Origin of the sequence: Neptunitalea chrysea, from assembly GCF_027924145.1 — a bacterium.
GTDB classification, from domain to species: domain Bacteria; phylum Bacteroidota; class Bacteroidia; order Flavobacteriales; family Flavobacteriaceae; genus Neptunitalea; species Neptunitalea chrysea.
This window is the reverse complement of record NZ_BRVP01000003.1, coordinates 101,678-120,847: the sequence shown is the minus strand read 5'-3', so window position 1 is coordinate 120,847 and position 19,170 is coordinate 101,678. Positions and strand designations below refer to the sequence as shown.

The 19,170-nt window shown below is 33.1% G+C and carries 13 protein-coding genes, 2 tRNA genes and 1 pseudogene; 6 read left to right on the top strand and 10 right to left on the bottom strand.

Translation table 11 applies throughout. The features are described from left to right. Positions 1 to 46 precede the first annotated feature (46 nt). Both NBRC110019_RS02660 and NBRC110019_RS02655 read left to right on the top strand, forming a co-directional pair. Positions 47 to 1,222, top strand: a complete 1,176-nt coding sequence (locus NBRC110019_RS02660) for a phage head spike fiber domain-containing protein (protein ID WP_281752071.1) — start codon at positions 47 to 49, stop codon at positions 1,220 to 1,222. Further along, positions 1,219 to 1,698 (top strand): nuclear transport factor 2 family protein, encoded by a 480-nt coding sequence (locus NBRC110019_RS02655; protein WP_281752069.1) that lies wholly within the window; start codon positions 1,219 to 1,221, stop codon positions 1,696 to 1,698. The genes NBRC110019_RS02660 and NBRC110019_RS02655 overlap by 4 nt, the downstream gene beginning before the upstream one ends. Positions 1,699 to 1,756: 58 nt before the next feature. On the opposite strand, the gene NBRC110019_RS02650 is transcribed toward NBRC110019_RS02655, so the two are convergent. From NBRC110019_RS02650 to NBRC110019_RS02620, 7 genes and pseudogenes are all read right to left on the bottom strand, one after another. Continuing rightward, entirely contained in the window at positions 1,757 to 2,446 is a 690-nt protein-coding gene (locus tag NBRC110019_RS02650) for a hypothetical protein (RefSeq protein ID WP_281752067.1), read from the bottom strand. Between the two features lie 385 nt (positions 2,447 to 2,831). Then, positions 2,832 to 3,179: a hypothetical protein gene (locus tag NBRC110019_RS02645; protein WP_281752065.1), complete on the bottom strand. Its 348-nt coding sequence runs from the start codon at positions 3,177 to 3,179 to the stop codon at positions 2,832 to 2,834. A 116-nt stretch (positions 3,180 to 3,295) separates the two neighbouring features. Next, positions 3,296 to 4,090: an NAD(P)-binding domain-containing protein gene (locus NBRC110019_RS02640; protein WP_281752063.1), complete on the bottom strand. Its 795-nt coding sequence runs from the start codon at positions 4,088 to 4,090 to the stop codon at positions 3,296 to 3,298. Further along, complete coding sequence (locus NBRC110019_RS02635) at positions 4,087 to 6,375, bottom strand: M28 family peptidase (RefSeq protein WP_281752061.1); 2,289 nt, start codon at positions 6,373 to 6,375, stop codon at positions 4,087 to 4,089. The genes NBRC110019_RS02640 and NBRC110019_RS02635 overlap by 4 nt, the downstream gene beginning before the upstream one ends. Positions 6,376 to 6,595: 220 nt before the next feature. Further along, a complete protein-coding gene (locus NBRC110019_RS02630; RefSeq protein ID WP_281752059.1) occupies positions 6,596 to 7,156 on the bottom strand; it encodes an HNH endonuclease in 561 nt (186 codons plus the stop codon). Positions 7,157 to 7,187: 31 nt separating this feature from the next. Next, positions 7,188 to 8,674: pseudogene (locus NBRC110019_RS02625) on the bottom strand (carbon-nitrogen hydrolase family protein). A 509-nt stretch (positions 8,675 to 9,183) separates the two neighbouring features. Then, the gene (locus NBRC110019_RS02620; protein WP_281752058.1) at positions 9,184 to 10,035 is read right to left on the bottom strand and encodes a mechanosensitive ion channel family protein; all 852 of its coding nucleotides are present in this window, start codon (positions 10,033 to 10,035) and stop codon (positions 9,184 to 9,186) included. 363 nt (positions 10,036 to 10,398) lie between these two features. Between NBRC110019_RS02620 and trxA the strand changes: the two genes are divergently transcribed. The 3 genes from trxA to NBRC110019_RS02605 all read left to right on the top strand — a co-directional run bounded on the left by trxA (position 10,399) and on the right by NBRC110019_RS02605 (position 12,009). Then, positions 10,399 to 10,716 carry a thioredoxin gene (gene trxA, locus NBRC110019_RS02615; RefSeq protein ID WP_281752056.1) on the top strand — a complete coding sequence of 106 codons (318 nt, stop codon included), beginning with the start codon at positions 10,399 to 10,401 and terminating at the stop codon, positions 10,714 to 10,716. An 82-nt stretch (positions 10,717 to 10,798) separates the two neighbouring features. Then, on the top strand, positions 10,799 to 11,728 hold the full coding sequence (locus NBRC110019_RS02610) for a DUF58 domain-containing protein (protein ID WP_281752288.1): 930 nt from the start codon (positions 10,799 to 10,801) through the stop codon (positions 11,726 to 11,728). A gap of 207 nt (positions 11,729 to 11,935) precedes the next feature. Then, positions 11,936 to 12,009 (top strand) — tRNA-Asp (locus NBRC110019_RS02605). A gap of 321 nt (positions 12,010 to 12,330) precedes the next feature. On the opposite strand, the gene NBRC110019_RS02600 is transcribed toward NBRC110019_RS02605, so the two are convergent. After that, positions 12,331 to 16,401 (bottom strand): T9SS type A sorting domain-containing protein, encoded by a 4,071-nt coding sequence (locus NBRC110019_RS02600; protein WP_281752054.1) that lies wholly within the window; start codon positions 16,399 to 16,401, stop codon positions 12,331 to 12,333. A gap of 19 nt (positions 16,402 to 16,420) precedes the next feature. Next, a complete protein-coding gene (locus tag NBRC110019_RS02595) occupies positions 16,421 to 17,284 on the bottom strand; it encodes a hypothetical protein (RefSeq protein ID WP_281752052.1) in 864 nt (287 codons plus the stop codon). Between the two features lie 210 nt (positions 17,285 to 17,494). On the opposite strand from NBRC110019_RS02595, the gene NBRC110019_RS02590 reads away from it, so the two are divergent. After that, positions 17,495 to 17,568 (top strand) — tRNA-Asp (locus tag NBRC110019_RS02590). 61 nt (positions 17,569 to 17,629) lie between these two features. On the opposite strand, the gene NBRC110019_RS02585 is transcribed toward NBRC110019_RS02590, so the two are convergent. Continuing rightward, positions 17,630 to 19,168 carry a PepSY-associated TM helix domain-containing protein gene (locus tag NBRC110019_RS02585; RefSeq protein WP_281752050.1) on the bottom strand — a complete coding sequence of 513 codons (1,539 nt, stop codon included), beginning with the start codon at positions 19,166 to 19,168 and terminating at the stop codon, positions 17,630 to 17,632. Positions 19,169 to 19,170 lie beyond the last annotated feature (2 nt).

Below are 19,170 nucleotides of genomic sequence, written 5' to 3'. Positions count from 1 at the left end.
TAAATAGTACTATCTTTGCACATAGTTAATTACTGCATTTAAAAAAATGAGACTAAAAACATATATAACCAAAGTACTAATTCTAGTTATTTCAGGGATTTTTATGGCGAGTTGCGGAAAAGATACTAATTCAGTAAACTCCTCTTCTAACCAATTGAAACCAGTTTCAGAATCTGACACTATTCAGATACCTAAATACAAACCTGAGCAACTCTCACAGAAGGCTATTAACTCAATAAAAGGCTGGATTACTTTTAATGAACTTAACCAAGCCATCTTAACTATTGGTGCCTATAATTACCAAAAGAAAGAAAAGGTTACGCGTAGTAATTATTTAATGTGGTCTGAAGACTTTAGTAACCCCAAATGGAATAAAAAAGCAGTGGATATTGTAAAAGATACCATTCCATCATTTCAAAAAGATTCCCTTTCTGACGGATTAAATGCAACCACTCTGAGTTCACCACACTTTGTGAGACAGAACTACTCAATTGGTCGTAAAAATACTGTAACATTATCTGTACAAGTAAAAGCAGGAGAAGCTCCTTTTGCTTATTTAAGTGGAGAAAGTAAGACCCCTTCTGAAAAAGGAACTGCCGTTTTTAATTTAAAAGAAGGAAAAGTAGATTATGAACCCGAAAAAGGCGCTGCTGCTATTAAACAATTAGGCGATGGATGGTATTTATGCTCTTATACGTTTGAATCTAACCCAAGAGGTGACGCTGTAATTGGTGTAAGTGAATCTCCTTCTCAATTTATTTTCGAAAGCACTAAACAAATTGACGTCTATCTTTGGGGAGCGCAATTAGAAAACAAGACCTCTGTAGGCTCCTATTTACCCACTACAAATGTTATCAATACTATTGAAGAATATATTCAATATGTTCCAAAACCAGAGGAACTTGAGATTATAAATAGCTCTTATCAAAAATTATATTTTCAGGTAGATGATATCTATCGCAGAATAGAAGATGTAGAAAAAGGATCTATACCATTAAAATATAAAACGCCCTATATATTAAGTCGTTTACGTAATTTAAAAACAAACGCATTATTATTAACTGACGCATTAAGAAATAACTCTTACCTTACAAATGAAGAGGTTAATAATAAGCTTAAGGATATCTATAAAACGTACAATAGCATTCTTAACCAAATAAATAATTTAAACGACGATACCCTTGAAGAAAATATGAATAGCATATTAAAAAGGCAAGAATGAAAAAATTAGTATACATACTTTTATTGATAAGCTTAAGTACTTATAGTCAAACTGAAAAAGAATCGGTAAATCTAATCCTGAACACTTGGCATAAAGCTGCTTCAGAAGCAAATTTTGAAACCTACTTTAATCTTATGAGTGAAGAATCAGTTTTTATAGGTACCGATGCCACGGAAAACTGGAACAAAAAAGAGTTTATGGACTATTCTAAGCCTTATTTCGATAAAGGAAAAGCCTGGAACTTTACTGCATTTGAGCGAAACATTTATTTCAATAAAGAAAAAAACATGGCTTGGTTTGATGAACTATTAGATACTCAAATGAAAATTTGTAGAGGGTCGGGAGTACTAATTAAAGAGAATGGTAATTGGAAAATCAAACATTATGTACTCTCCATGACCATTCCGAACAGTAATGTCGGAGAAGTAATTAAAATTAAAACACCTGAAGAGGATAAAATATTAAACAAAAAATAATGCATAAAAAAACCATCTTAACAGATGGTTTTTTTATTTTATATTCTAACTAAGGCCGTTAGTTTACCCCAGCTTTCTTTTGTAATAATGCTTGTTTAATATTTTTTGCAAGTGCAAAATTGGGTGCTACATTAATAGCATCTGTCAACGTTTTTAACGGTGTATCAAAATCTTCTTGATTTAAGCTAAACTGAGCTATTGCTTTCTGATACAAAAATGCAGCTTTTGCAGCTACCTCATAAGGCTGTTGTGTTTCGTAAAATGGTATTTTATCAGTATCCTTTACATTACTCAAACCATACTCTACACTTTGTAACGACTCATTAAATTTACCTAACTGAGTTTTTAAATCTGCCATCTCATAAGCAATGTAAACTGTTGGGTTTTTTTTAAACAATATCTCATATTGCTCAAGAGACTGCTCATTCATATTTAATGATTTAAAAGCAACCGCTTTTACTTCAATAGCTAAATTAGACGCATTATCATCTTTAGCATCTCCTAAAACATATAAAGCCTGAGCGTATTGGTTACCACTCAAATAATAATAAGCAAGTGTATCTCGCTGTGCTTGAGAAGGCGCAAGAACTTGTAAATGTGTTAGTGCATTAATAGAACCTTGTAAGTCTCCCTGTATTTTCATTTGCGCATAAAACTTTTTGTAATGCGCTAAAAGATCACTATTAGTTTGTGCGTTACTCATAAAGGTAACAGCAAAAAAAACTATGATTAGAGCTAATTTTTTCATATTTATATTTTTAGACAGCCAAAACTATCAAAAAAAACCTTTATAAATATAAATATTAAGTAAACTTTTTTAGAAACTAATCTTTCATGAATATAATGATTATTAGTTTTATGCTCCGTAAGCAGACTTTCTAATTCACATTTTGTCTTTTTAGCAGATAATTTTCACCTCCTAACTTCTAAATTTCCCAATACCAGTTGATAAACATATGAATTCTTAAACTGAGTTTGCGTAACTACAAGATTCCGACTCCATTAAAGCTATCTCGTTAATTGAAAAAATAGATATCATTTTTTGGTTAAAATTACACATAGCAATCCAATATTCGAATTTTATATAATTCAAATAGTAAAAAAAGGAGTACCATTTTTTAAGAGCATTTATTTTAAACCTCTCTCGAATAAAAGTTTAGAATATTCTTATAGAAAAAAATATTTTGATCAGACCCTTCTATACAATTCTGTAAAAATTCGTTGATGTCCGTATACTTCATTTCAACATCAACTACGCTTTTTCTTCCAAAGAAGTCTGCCCCTCCATCTAAGCAAATATGTACATGGATAACATTATTCAAATGGTCTATGCGTACATCTTCTGCATTAAAATGTTTTTTAAGAATAACCAAATGAAGATTCTCATAATGATTATTTTCTATAGAGGAATCATTGCAACTATACGCTAGCAATCGCCTCATCTCCTGAAGTATTACTTCATTAGACAAATTATTTTTCATAGCAACTTTTTTTTCTTTTTCACAAAGATATTAACAAAGCCACTAGGTTTTCGGTTTGATTTTATGTTTAACCCAAATTTAACGATGTTAAACAAAAATTGATAAATAAGTAATTTTCATTTACATATACTAAACACCCCTTGGTATTCGAGATATTTTGTTTCAATTTTTTTTCGATGGATTTTACGGCTATCGTCCATAAAACAAGGAAGTTCCATGTTTCGCTGCTGCGCTATTTTAGTGTAGTATTCTTTTTTTGTTAAGCTAGATGGAAACACGCCATTTAACACAAATGGAAATCTATCCGTTCTTAAAATTTTAAGAATCAAATCTATACAATCTTCTAGCCGAATTAGGTTTATATAATCGTTTCCTCCTTTAATCCCTTCTCTACCAGACAGAAAATTTATCGGATGCCTATCGTTACCAATAAGTCCGGCAAATCGAATAATAGCTGTTTTAAAACCATTATTAGATATAAACATGTTTTCACACTCTACTAATTGCCTCCCACTTTCTGTATTAGGAATAGGAGAAATATCTTCATTAACTAATCCCTGATTTCCCCCATAAACTGAAGTACTGCTAACAAACAACACTTTGGTAAGCTCACTTTTCTCTATATAGTTAATTAATAACTTAATTTTTTTTATGAAATTGGATTTTGGATTTTTTCGTAGTCCGGGAGGAATATTTACAACAAGTACATCTATCTCTTTAAGCATATCGTTAAACACATCAGAAACATGCTCCTCATTCAATTCCACCAAAAAAGGCGTAATTCCTTTGTCTTTTAGCAGCTGTATTTTTTCATATGACATAGTTGTTCCGAAGACAATATGCCCTTCATGCACTAATCGTTCTGCCAAAGGTAGTCCTAACCAACCACATCCTATAACACCTATTCTCAAAATTCAACTATCTTCTTTATAACCGTTGCATCATTAACTACAAAAGGCATTGGTATTTCATTATTAGGCCGTAAAGATACGTTTAGTTCTGGGGTACTTAAAAGATCATTAGAAATCTCTAAAAGCATCATTTGAAAAGCATCATCTGCAGCTAATGTAACTTCTAAAATGGTAGCATCATTATTACTAATATAGTGAGTTATTAATTTAGCTCCTTTTACTCTACTTTCTAAAAAGTGAACATCTACTTCAACACCATTAACTTTCATTTTATGAATTGCTACATTATCTGAAAATAACTCTAATCTATTCACAGGTCTTTGCGGTGTGATTGTTATTTTCAAATGTCGCTCATTTTCGTACACTGTATCTAAAACCTTTTCTATCAAAGGTTCATCCCCTGTTAAAACAGTCTGTTCTGTAGAACTTACTTCTGCCAGTGGGGTACCATATTTACTACTAAATGTACATGGCACTACTTCAGTAACTTCAACAGAATTGGTTATATACTCTTTCACCCAAGATGTCATATTTTGGTCATAAGTACCATAAAAACTCTTCCCTGTATCTGCATCGTGCACATAAATTAAACTTGAAGGCTTAGGAGTATCTACCGTAAACTTAGATTTTACATGCGCTACTAATACAAACACTACAGTAAGAATTACTCCAGCTACGCCTAATTTATTTTTCTCATCAAACTTCATAAATAAAGGTAACAGCAAACCAAAAATAAGTGTAACAAATAAGGTTGAAGCAATCATCATTTTCAACCCTAAACCAACAGGAAACATTTGAATAAACGGAGCAAGAATAAACAATACAGGAGTACTTAATAAAGCTAAAATTACAATACTAATTTTTCGATATTTAATTTTCAAAAACCACAATAATAAACTTACATACAATGGGATTACAAAAAATGCCCCACCTTTTAAATGTATGGATAATGCTGTAGTAATTAACAACCAGACAAAAATTGGTGCCACAACCAAATTACTAGCCCCCATCTTTTTGTACCGCTGATATATTAAAAAACAAACACCAATACTTATTGCCACGCAAGCAGCTATATACCAGTGTCCGTTATATGTAAAACCATGTAATATATCTTTATAACCAGGATACATCACTTTTAACAACGGCCATATGTAATAGCCAATAAGCCCATTAATAACGAGCACTATTATTGTTGGAATAAACCCTACAGCCACTTTTTTTAATTCAATCACTTTAACTCTTTTACCATATATAAGAATAGCAACAAAGAGTACTGTAGCTATTATTAACATCGGAATTATAAAAGAGAAAGGATAACTTACTAACTTAAAGAAAGGCATATTAAAGTAAACCGAGTCTTCATTATTCTTAACCTTGGTAAGGTCTGACATTGAAAAATAGGCCAATAGTGGTTCTATATAACTCCCTTGATGTGCCAAAGTTGTAACATCTAGATTCTCGTATGTATCTAATTGAGAATGATAATCAAAATGATCATCTATAAAAGCAAAATTAAAACCATTCACACCGGCATCTTCTCTAAATACCGTCAAATCCGTATCGTTTGGCAATAGTTTATAGATGCTATACATAAATGAATTACCAACAGGAAATTCAGGATTGGCCTCTTTAAACTCATGAACCAAACCCGTGTTACCTTCATTTGTTTCTATAAGCATGTAACTAGGACCTCCACTACCTCTTGCCTCAAAATTAAGCACCAAGCCTACATTCTGAATCCAATCATGATTATTTACAAACAATTGCGCCCCGTTAAGTCCTAATTCCTCAGCATCTGTAAACAATATGATTATATCATTTACCGGTTGCTTCCCAGAAGCTAAAAATAACCTAACCCCTTCAAGTACAGCGGCTACACCGCTACCAGCATCAGAAGCCCCAAAGGATGTATGTGGGTGACTATCATAATGAGAAAGTAATACCAACGCCTTATCTCCTTTTGTTCCCCTTATACGCGCCATAATATTAGTGGCTTTACTAAGGTTAGCCCAATCCCCTGCAGTATATCCTATCTGCATAAAAGGCTCTAGCCCTAAGTTTTTAAGCTCATTCTTTAAGTAGGTTCCTACCTCTTCATGCGCAATACAACCAACGTAATGCGGTTTTGAAGATAACGCCTTTACATGCTTTAGCGCTTTATTAGTAGAAAAATGATCTTTTGATTCCTTCTCTATAAATTCATTAGAAGGAAGAAGTGAATTAAAACTTATATATATGGCAAAAACTACAATTAGTCCGGCAATAAATTGTACAACTGTTTTCATACATTAAAGATACTAATAAAATCTGGAGGTGAATTTTATCTAATCAAAAAAACATTATTAAAACACTGGTATACAACAAAAAGCCATTGGCTATTTACTATAACCAACAGCTTATGATAATAAATTACTTTTGGGCAAAACCATTAAGCTTTATAAAAATCACATTCTAGTATCGAAACATATAATCTCAATTATGCAATAAAATAAAGCTATATTTAATTTAAGGTTTTACATGACTCCAGTTCTCACCAGACTTAATACGATATAATTGCATTTCAGATATACCAAATTGTTTCGCTAAAATACGTAATCTAGTTCTACGATTGGGGTCATTAATTTTTCGTTTTAATAACTTTACTTTCGACTCTGTAAGCTTACTAAAACTCGGCTGGGTTTTCTTACGCTCTTTACCTGCTATAACAGAAGGGTTCTCCATATTATGTTTTGTAAGTTCAGATCTAGTTACCCAAGCTAAATTATTCACATGATTATTAAGCTTGTCAAAATCATTATGTATTACAAAACGCTTACCTTCACTGTTATCCAAAAAAAGCTCTGCTACCGCTCTATGAATATACACTAATTCATTCTTATCTGTAACTTTTTTTGCCATGAAGTACTCATACCCTGAAACCTGATAAGTTTTAAGTAATTTAGGTCTATCAATGTCTTTTGGACCAATAACTCTTCCGTAATTTGACACTTTAAATACTTGACCTTCTTTCCAGTTTTCCTTACGGTACTCTTTCCATTCTTCGTTTCTAAGATTAATAAAATTCATATTGTTCTGTGTTTAGGGAATTACATTTTAACTAATTATCATTTTTGGCTTTTAAAATTTTAACACTACCACTACCAAACTCACGAAGCTCTTTCAATAAATCAATATTTACATCTACGATAAGCGTCATTTCTGTATTAGGCGTAGCCTCTGCTTTAATACAATGCAGAAAAATAAAAATCTGACGGTGTAAACACGGCTGCCTTAGCATACTGAATATCCATGTAATTTACCTAAGGTAAATCACCAACACAACCAGCTACTGCTACATAACATTTATTTTTATAGCCCTAGCCTGTGCACAGCATCTAGCACACGTGTCCGCATTTTGTGTATCTGTTAAGAACGGAACAAATAGCAATTGCATCCTCTCATCTGCCATTAATCTAAATAGTTCCAGATACTCTACACCGTAACAGATACGTATTCCTATTTTACCACAATCGGTATTAAATGTTTTTATTTTACCCCCTAACGTCATTCCCCAATGAGAAACTTCGTTAGGAGTAATATTTATTTTTGACATACCTCCAATGCACAATCTCTTTTACATAAGCACCCCATAATTATATAACTTCCCCTCGTTGTCTATAAAAAAGGTATACTTCCTGCAATGATATTGATATTATAGGAAATAGCAAATTCTTGAAATTTTTCACGCACCTGGTTCGAGTATTTCGCTAACTCTCGAATAGCATTACTCTCCAAAAGTTGATTATAATCAGCCATTAAATGAGTAGTAAACAAAATGAAATCACTTCCATAACCCGAAACAGTATCTATAAAAAATTTAGCTTGTTCAAACAATGCTTCTAAATCTTTCAATGGATGTATTTGCCACTGAATAAGACCTAATCTAACAACTGATTTTTTAGCATTCATTACGTTTGGAGTTTCTTCATAATAAATATTATTCCACTCCATTAAAACAGTGTATTCTTCAGAAACAATATCTCCTTCTAAATACCCTTTCATAATTTTCTTAATCTGAAAATCGTTATTCAGCTGAAAGCTAAGAACAGGGTCATACAACTCCTTCATCCTAACCATTTCAATATACTTCTTAGAAGCATATTTACGAGAATCCTTATTATAATTAGGGATTCTACCAACTGATACAATAGATTTTAAATTTAAGGTTTCACATAATTCTTTAAATGCACTGTATAACCTTTGTACTAATTTAAGACCCCTATATTCAGGATTAATAAATACCTCTATCCCATATAACACATCACCCTTTAGATTATGTAAACTAAAATTATAGCTTCTCGTTATCTCGGTATATATATGATTTATATTAAAATCACTAAGATTCACGATAATACTTAAAGCCGCTACAACTATTTTTCCATCGTCCATTATAACCAATTGTCCTTCTGGAAAAACAGTAAACAATTCTTTAATCTGGTCTTCTTTCCACAAGGCACTATCAACGCATCGCATCAAAGTTCTTAATTCTCTACAATCCTCCAGACAAAGATTTCTAAGGTCTATTTTATGTTTTACAGTATGCATATATTTGGATCAATACCAAATTATTGATTTTAGAAGCTTCTAAAACCACTATTTCTCTTTAAAAACTTCAATAGCTTCTTGCTAAATTATATAGCAAGCTTACCATATCTACTCTACCTATCCTAAAACATTAGATAATAATCTAAAAAATTCGCTATTTTGTAAATTTATGTACCCATAAAAAGATAAGACCATACATAGTCTAAGGGTGATTATCTCCACTAAGAAAATCATGCATTATTAAAAAAATAAATATTTTCTATTGTATGTATATAAATTTTGTTTTCGTAACAGGCTCAGGAACATTCTAATACAAATATAGATAATTAATTAATTGACTTACAAGCCAAAAATGTGTTAGAAATTATAATTTTTTGTTAAGGTAAAAGCAAAATTGTAATTAAATAACTCTTTTCTATGAAATGTTTATTTCAAATAGTAAGTTATTTACAATAAACAAAGAAAAAGCTGCTTCTCCATTTAGAAAAAAGCAGCTCTACAATTTTTATTTATTTTTTTGATTCATCAAATACATGAACATCTCTTTGTGGAAATGGAATCTCGATACCTGCTTTATCCAAAGCAGCTTTACAATCTATAATTAAGTTTTCGTTCACATCCCAGAAGTTGTCATTTGTGGTTGTTGCTCTAACCGATAAGTTAACAGAACTATCACCTAAGGCTGTTACCACAACTTGCGGAGCCGGATCGTCTAGTACCAATTGATTTTCTGCAATAACTTTTAGAAGAATTTCTTTTGCTTGTCTTAAATCAGCGTCATATGAAACCCCTATATCAAACCAAGTTCTTCTGGTTCCCAACTCGGTATAATTAGTAATACTACTATTAGATAAATCTCCATTTGGCACCACTACCAATTGGTTTTGAGGAGTATTAAGTTTTGTATTAAAAATATCAATATAACTTACCGTACCCGAAACACCATTACTTGAAGCAATATAATCTCCTACCTTAAAAGGTTTCAAGGTTAAAATTAAAACCCCACCGGCTAAATTAGATAAAGATCCCTGTAAAGCTAAACCAACTGCCAAACCTGCAGCCCCTAATACAGCAACAAAACTAGAAGTCTTTATTCCAAGTTGCGTTACCACAACAATAAACAAAACAATTTTTAAAGACCAGCTTATAAGATTACATAAAAAAGTACGTAATGATAAATCTATGTCTCTTGTTTCGAATAACTTTCTAACTAACCTATTAATTATTTTTATAACCCATAACCCAATAACCAAGGTTAACATTGCAGATATTAAAGCTGTAGCAATTTGAGGAACATATTCTATAGTTACTGTTACTACCTGATCCCAATAACTTTCCATTGAAGAAATTTTTTCATCCATAAACATTTAATTTAATTAATTTATTAAAAAGTACGTTGTTCCCATTTTTATAGCTAATATAAAACTAACTCTTACCATTAGATTAGCAAATGTTCACAATTCTTATATCCACAAAGATAAAAACACAATACACCAATAAAAAATAAACTTACAAGAACTCATCTTATCCTTAACATATCATTTGCTTCTAGAGTAATATAAACCTTATTTATCTAAATAAGTATGGCTAACATTGTCAATTATTTTTTATCTTGTAGAAGATTATTAACAAAACAAATAGTATTATAAGGAAAACTTATTTTGTATTTGTAAGTTTCAGAAAAAATATTGACTAATTTCGCATATAATTAAAAATAAAAAATCATGGCATTAGAAATAACTGACGAAACTTTTGAAGCATTAGTTTTAAAAAGTGACAAACCTGTAATGGTTGACTTCTGGGCTGCATGGTGTGGACCTTGTAGAATGGTTGCTCCTATTATTGAGCAATTGAACGAAGAATATGATGGGAAAGCAGTAGTAGGAAAAGTAGATGTAGATGCAAATCAAGAATTTGCCGCTAAATATGGAGTACGTAACATTCCTACTGTATTAGTTTTTCAAAACGGAGAAGTTGTTGGAAGACAAGTTGGTGTTGCTCCTAAAGACACTTATGCTGAAGCATTAGATTCGCTTTTATAATAGATACAAATATCTTTGAAATACAAAAGGTTTGGCAAATGCCAAACCTTTTGTATTTTTAGATGATAAATTTCTGATTATTTTGGATATACAAAAAGAACTTCAAAACGTACAACTTTTTAAAAACCTAGATTTATTAACCAATCAAGCGGTTGAAGGTTTTATAAGTGGTATGCATAAAAGTCCGTTTCACGGATTTTCTTCTGAATTTGCAGAACATGCTATCTATAATCAAGGTGAAAGTACCAAACATATCGACTGGAAATTATATGCCAGAACAGATAAGCTTTATACTAAAAAATACGAAGAAGAAACCAATTTAAGATGCCATATTATATTAGACAATTCTTCTTCCATGCATTATCCTGTTCAAAAAAACAATTCATTTAACAACCTTAATAAAATAGGGTTTTCGGTATTAGCCACTGCCGCTTTAATGAATCTTTTAAAACGACAAAGAGATGCCATTGGCTTAAGTGTATATTCTGATTCTTATGAATTTTATGCTCCTGAAAAAGGCAGTGAACGTCATCATCAAATGTTAGTACATTATTTAAGTAAGCTCACTTTTAAAACCCAACAAAATAAAACCACTAAAACATACACCTATCTACATCAAATAGCCGAAAAAATTCATCGCAGAAGCATGATTATCTTGTTTACGGATATGCTACAAACAGAAACCGAAAATCAAGCGCTATTCGAAGCTCTTAAACACTTGAAATATAATAAACATGAGGTTATTTTATTTCACACCATAGATAGCACCACTGAAGAAGAATTTAACTTCTCTAATGCACCAAAAAGATTTACTGATGTTGAAACCGGTGAAGTAATTGATTTATATGCTGAAAATGTAAAGGATGTGTATCAAAAACAAATGAAAGAGTACATTAAAAACATAAAAATTCAGTGTGGCCAATACCGAATTAAATATGTAACTGCCGATATTAAAACAGATTTAAACAAAGTACTACACACCTATCTTTTGGAACGCCATATTTTTGCTTAATCCCTTACAGCACCAACAAGAATAAACAAAAAAACACATTAACCTCTATTTATTGATTATCAAAACTTTAAAAAAACATAGTTTCTAACACCATAACCTTTTTATAAAAAAACATAGTTTCTAACACCATAACCTTTTTATAAAAAAACATTCTTTTATTTGGCAATATCATAAATAGATGTATATTTGCAACCGCAATACAGGAATGGTCTGGTAGTTCAGTTGGTTAGAATACCTGCCTGTCACGCAGGGGGTCGCGGGTTCGAGTCCCGTCCAGACCGCAAATGCACAGAAAGCTCCATAACTTGGGGCTTTTTTTGGCTAAAGATTAGTTGTGTTGTTTAGATAAACTGTTGTGGTTTATCTTTGGTTTAGTAGTAAACCAATGAAAAGCTTTCCTTATATCTGGAAGGCTTTTTTGGTTTTAGTAAGCTTGTATTTTTTACAAAAATCTATATTTTTAAAGAATTCCCAACTTTATGAATAATCCAGTATATTTCACAATAATAAAAAAGCCAAGCTGAGAAATATACAGCTTGGCTTTTAACTTTTATTTCAATCCTATTCAATTGATTATTACAAAGAAATAGGTCTCATTATACTTACTGAACAATAATCTTATGAACATATTCTTTACCTGATTGTAGTAAATGCATAAAGTAAACCCCACTTTTCAATTCACTCATATTAATGGTAAGTTCATTACTATCTACAACTTTTGCTATCACTTGTTGCCCTGTTACGCTATAAATAGATACGCTTGTAATTTTTTCCGCTGATTTTACATACATACGATCATTTACCGGATTAGGATACACCTTTATATTATTAACAGACTCATTATCATCAACAGATAAAGGTACAAGCGAATATTCTATCACCAATTGCGGTGCAGCAGTACCATCAAAAGACTCCGCTTCACGCTCTCCGCTTCCTGTAATTACAAAGGTCATTGGATGTAATAAATCCCAACCAGATTGTGATAAAATTTCTTCTACCAAAATACTAATATCAGCTGTACGTTGATCTGTTCCTGCCGCTCCGATATCTGAAGTATTCCATGCAGGAACATTATTCCAACTTACTACACTGCCCCCCATTGTTCTGGAAGAAATATCAAAATCTGCAGACGAGAACTCCAAAGAATTAGCGGTGGCTTCTGCTCTAATTTCTAAATTAGTAGTTCCGGTATTATCATCATCTACTGTAAACTGAATATAAGCATTTGTAATGTATGCTGTAGCAGGTAATTGAATATCTGTAAACCTAATACCCACAAGCTGGTTTGTAGAACCTCCTTCTTCAACAAGTTCTAAATCACTACTTGTAAGATCCATAGATCCATTAGACACTTCCTCTTCTGCATCATTATCAGATCTGTTCACTTCGTATGTTAGGGTTCCCGTTTCAGGTATCCCTGCACAATTACAATTACCATCTTCTATATCGAATGAAGTGGTAGCATCTCCATCATCACACAATGTTCCTGCTGGGTTACAAGGCGTTTGATAGAATAGTTTCAAAATTGGCGCAGCAGAACCATCTTTAGATTCGGCAACACGTTTTCCTGAACCTGAAAAAATAAATGTAATCGCATTACCTGATGCCCATCCAGATTGCGCTATTACTTCCTCTACAATACCTGTTACATAAGGTGTACGCTGATGAATACCTACTTCTCCTACAGTATCCCATAACGGTATTTCATTCCAAGATACAGAGGTTGTAGTCAATGGTCTGCTTGATATATCTCCTGAAGCCGAAGTAAATGTACTACTTGAAGATGACAACTCCCCATGAATTACAAGATTTGTAGGGTCTTCTTCCGAATCCGTTTCATCTGTCTGGAATTGAATATAAGCCCTATATAAAGTTGCTCCGTCTGGTATTTGCACATTATCAAAACGCACCCCCACTAATTGACTTCCTCCATCATATATAAGCTCAAGATCACTACTGGTCAAATCTATCGCTCCTGTAGACACTTCTTCCTCTGCATCATCACTCGATGTTAATACATAATCGGTATCCTCAACAACATCAGCAGGAACCCCTGCACAATTACAAAATCCATCTTCTTCATCATTAATAGTAGTAGCATCTCCATCATCACATAGCGTTCCATACTCTGGGCAGTTATCATTTAAGGTATAGTTAATCACCAATTTTGGCGCACTACCTGAAGACCCATTATACGATTCTGCTGCTCTGGAGCCTGTACCTGTAATAATAAATGACATCGCATTAAATGGTTGCCAACCAGCTTGGTCTATAATTTCTTGAACAACGGTTCTCAATTCTGGTGTTCTTTGATCTTCTGTAGCACTTCCAACCGAATTCCATTCAGGAACATTTAACCAACTAACTACTGTACTTGTTGTTATTCTGCTAGTTATATTGAAATCTGTATCCATAAATATAGCACTGTTAGCTACTTTTTCTCCACGTATCTGAAGATTCGTAGTTCCGGAATCTGTTTCATCTACAGTAAATTGGATGTATGCATTCAAAATGACTGCTCCTTGTGGTATTTGAATATCAGTAAATCTAATCCCTACCGTTTGATTATTTTGCCCCGCATACGAATCATATACAAGTTCAAGATCAGAACTATTTAAATACATAGCACCTCCAGTTTCTGCTTCTTCAGCATCATTATCTCCATCATTTACCTGATATGTAAGCGTATCTGTCTCCTGTATACCTATACAGTTGCAATTACCGTCTTCTATATCCATATATGTGTTAGGGTCTCCATCATCACAAGTAGTTCCCGCAGGATCACAAGGAGTTTGATAGAATAGCTTAAGCACAGGCGAAGCAGTACCATCAAAGGCTTCTGCAACACGCTTACCTGAACCTGAAAAAATAAATGTAATAGCGTTACCTGATGTCCAACCTGATTGTGAAGTAATTTCACTTACAATAGATGTTACATAAGGAGTACGCTGATTAAGATCTGATTCTCCTACCACTCCCCATTCAGCAATATTATTCCATATCACAGAGTTTGTGGTACGTATTCTTGACGAAATATTATTTATGGTCTCTGCGAAAGTTGCACTAGCTGTTGTTAACTCACCTTCAATAGTAACACTTGTAGGGTCTTGGTCATTATCAGTTTCATCAGTTGTAAACTGAATATATGCACGGTACAATGTTGCCCCTTGTGGCATTTGCACATTATCAAAACGAACCCCTACCAATTGATCTTGTCCGTCATAAATCAACTCCAAATCACTACTAGTAATATCTACAATCCCTGAAGCTATTTCTTCTTCAGCATCATCACTACTAGTAGCCACTGCTATAGTTTCTTCTACTAAATCGTTGGCTAACAATCCATTACAATTACAGAACCCATCTTCTTCTTCATTTGTAGTTGTGCTATCAGAATCATCACAAGTTGTCCCTACAATATCGCACGGATTATTTGCAACACCATTAGAAATAATTACCACAGCTCCGGTAGGTGGCGAAAACACGTTAAGATTTGCAGGCAATACAAACGGATCTGTATTACTACCTTCAGAAACACTATAAGCATTATTAACATCAATAGTACGTAGTTCTATTTTTTGATCATCAACAAAAACGAGCTTAAACTGGTTAAACGAACCAGAACTACGCGTCCAGCTTTTGTCATCATCATTAGGTCTTAGAGGAGCTCCCCAACAACCTTCACCTGTATATACTGTTCCATGCTGCTCTTCTATAACAAAGCCTTCATCATTACCTGGGTCTGATGATGGTTTTACCGGCCATGTTGTTTTTGCCATGTGCGAATCACAGTCGACCACTAAGCGTACTTCCTCATCATAAAATAATTGTGCCCATGCATTGTATTCTGAATTACCTTCAGATTTTGAAGACGTATGCGGACGCATAGGCTTATGATATTGTGCCATTTTCCATGTCAATCCAGATGATGCTGTCAAATCATTCTGTAACCATGTTAATTGGTCTCCTAAAACTGAAACCTCAGAGTTAAGCGTATAAGTACGTATTAAATTATTCCCCCATGTAAGTGCATAATACGAATTTGCATTGGGTGTATCAAAAAGGTTGTAAATTGTAGAGGACGATTCATGATTTCCTCTAGCTGGAACTATTGGGAACATTCTACCATCTCCAGCTATGGTTAATTGCCAGTCATCAAACCAATTTTGCCATTCTGTATTCGAGTCATCATCAGTCATATCACCTCCAAAGAATACCGCATGTGGTTTCAATTTACTTACTAATGTATTCGCTTTTTGTCTTGGTACTGCATTGTTTCTGGAATCTCCTCCCGCTATAAAAGATAATCTACTATTATCATCAGGAGCCGTTTTGAACCAAAAACGCTGACTAGTTCCTTCACTGTCATGAATTACAAAGTAATAGGCAGTGTTTGGAGTAAGATTTATTAATCTCGCAAATTGGTTAGACATCCCTCTAAAATTCGTTGTTCTGTCTACTGTTTTTGAGGAAGCATACATTGCATAATTAGTACCATGGTCTGTGGTATCATAATAAACTACTGGACTAGAACCGGAAATCTGATTCCACGCTACTGTAATAGTAGTTGAAGGATCATCTACAAGAATAAGACGATACTTATCATTATTCGCATGATTCTTAAAAAGAATACCAAGCAAACAAAAAAGTGTTAATAGTAATTTTAGTTTCATGTTTAAATAATTACAGAGTTTAATTTTTGGGTTGTTTTTCAAATTCTTTATAAAGCATAAAAGTTGCCAGAGGCATTAGCCCATGTGGTAACCTGTAAATTGTTAAGTACAAAAATTGGTGAAATGAGTTCAATACAAAGTCGCTATTAAACCCAGAAACAAGTCTAGCAAGTGCCGTTACTATACCCCAAACAATGATGTATATAAACGCATATTTATACAGTTTTGGAACAAAAATGAGAATAGAAGCTACAACATCAAGTAGCCCAAAAACAAACAGAAAATGTTTTGTTTGTGCTTCTGTTGTTCCTAATATCGAGATCGACATATCAATAAAATGCCCAGGAACATAAATAAGCCCCATAGCAAAAAGTCCGTGGGAAATAAACACAAGCGCAATAGTTACACGTAACCAAAAAAGTAGCCTGCGCTTATTCGCTATTTTTGAATTCTTTGAGAAGAACAATACAAAAATAGCCGCAAATTGAATACTCAATTCAAAAAACTGTAGCGGGTCATAACGTTTACTCTTGACAAGGCAGATCCCTAAAAGGATTAAAATAAATATCCCAAATCCTAGAATACTTTTTTTTACCTTTATCCAAGTAATTTGTTGCCAAAAAAGACTTATAAAAGCCCCTAACAACAACACAATACTAAATCCTTTGGTAACAAATTCAATCCATTTATTTACCAATGGACTAGTTGCATAATCATACCATGGGGTATTAAATACACCTTCAACAATAGGAGACAAGAAACTTTCGTCCCACAAAAATTCTCTAAAGGGAGCTCCAAAAAAGTAAAACTGATAGGCTCTTCCTATAAACACAAGGAAAGCACATACTTGAAATAACAGGAAAGATTTTCGATTTATTTGCATATCCAAATGTAGATTCACAACATTAAGCAAACATTACTTGAGCATTTATAAATCACAATATTTCAACTCATTACAAAATTTAATTGTAACAATAATTTAATGCAAAAAAGTAACCTTTAAAATAGTCTATAAAGATTCTTAAAAAATACAGGGGGTCTTATAGCTGCTATTTTAAAAATATATGTATATTTGCACCCGCAATACGGTACTGGTCTGGTAGTTCAGTTGGTTAGAATACCTGCCTGTCACGCAGGGGGTCGCGGGTTCGAGTCCCGTCCAGACCGCAACAATAGAAAAAGCCTCGAAAGTTAACTTTTGAGGCTTTTTATTTTTATCAATACCCTTCTATTTTCTCCTGACTTTTAAAAATACATAAAAAGTAACCAACGACACTACCAACCAAAAAACATCTATAAAAAAACAGTGGAAATTATTTTCTGCCAATGCCATCCAAAACCAATTACTCGTAACAAATCCATTTACAAAAGGAATTAGAAAACCGAAGACACTACCTAGCAGTAATGTATAGCTATTCGTTAACCTAGTATTGTTCTTTACTATAAAGAATAAGCTAAATAACAGCCACCCTATAAAGTAAAACCAATACAAGAAAAATATACCACTTCCTCCGTTTATTTTAACCGCGATAAAAGTTAGTGCTGTTATAGGATACATACTTAAACATATTGCCAAATAAACACTAGCAACCCTCTCATTATACTTACGATCCTTATCTGAAATATTTTTTTTATTTCGTGCATTAAACCATATCAGCACTCCAGACAAAATAACTACACACCCAATAATACCCATCACAAAGCTCACTAAACGTAACGGATACCCAGCATAGTCTCCGTAATGTAAACGATACACCGCAGTCTTAACACCATCTAGATAGGTATTTCCTGTATAAGGATCTTTAAGAACCTCAACGCTATCATCAGCAACCTTATAACTAATCTTTCCTGCTCCACTAAACCGCTTATCTGCATCTAACTGCCCTTCAATGTACACGTGCATATTAGCATCCAAATAATTATACACGATCACTTTAGTAACATTAAAGTGTTTCCACCTTTTCTTGGTTTGCTCAACATACTCCTCTACCAACACCTTTTTATTCAAAGGAACCTGAGCATATTCATACACCGGATCTCTATACTCTAATGCCGTCATTAGTTTTTCCTGATCTTTATTAAAAAAAGCAATTGCATATGGAGCAACCAAAATGGTTTGCAACATAAAAAATGCCCCTGTAACGGCATATACCAACTGAAACGGAAGCCCTATGGTTCCTAAAGCTGTATGGGCATCTGTCCATAGCATTTTTAGCTTTGCCTTAGGTCTGAATAAAAAGAAATTAGATACTATTTTATCCCAATGAATTAAAATACCTGTAACAAGTGCAAAAAGAAAGAAAAAAGCCGTAAAACCACTTATATAATACCCGTATGGATATGGAATCTGAGCAAAAAAATGCAAACGATATAAAAACTCACCAAGATTATATGAATCTGAATAACTTTCCTCTGTAAACTTTTTATCATGCAAATAAAAAAAAGCACCTGCTCTATCAGATTCGGCTATCAATGTATCTTTAGACATCCCTAAGGTAACTGCAGGCTGTCTTTCTTCGTAATATTTTTTAAATGTTATATCACGCCCTTCGAGTACATAATTTTTAGTCAGAGAATCTAGTGCAACATCAATATTCAACTGCATATCTGTAGTAGATACCATGTTATCATTTCGCTCCCAGTTTACAATTTCATCCCTGAAAAATGAAAAAGAACCTGCAAAAAAAATCACATAAAGCAACACACTAATTACAATACCGCTAACGGTATGCAAATGAAATAGAATATTATAAGGTCTTTTTTTCATTG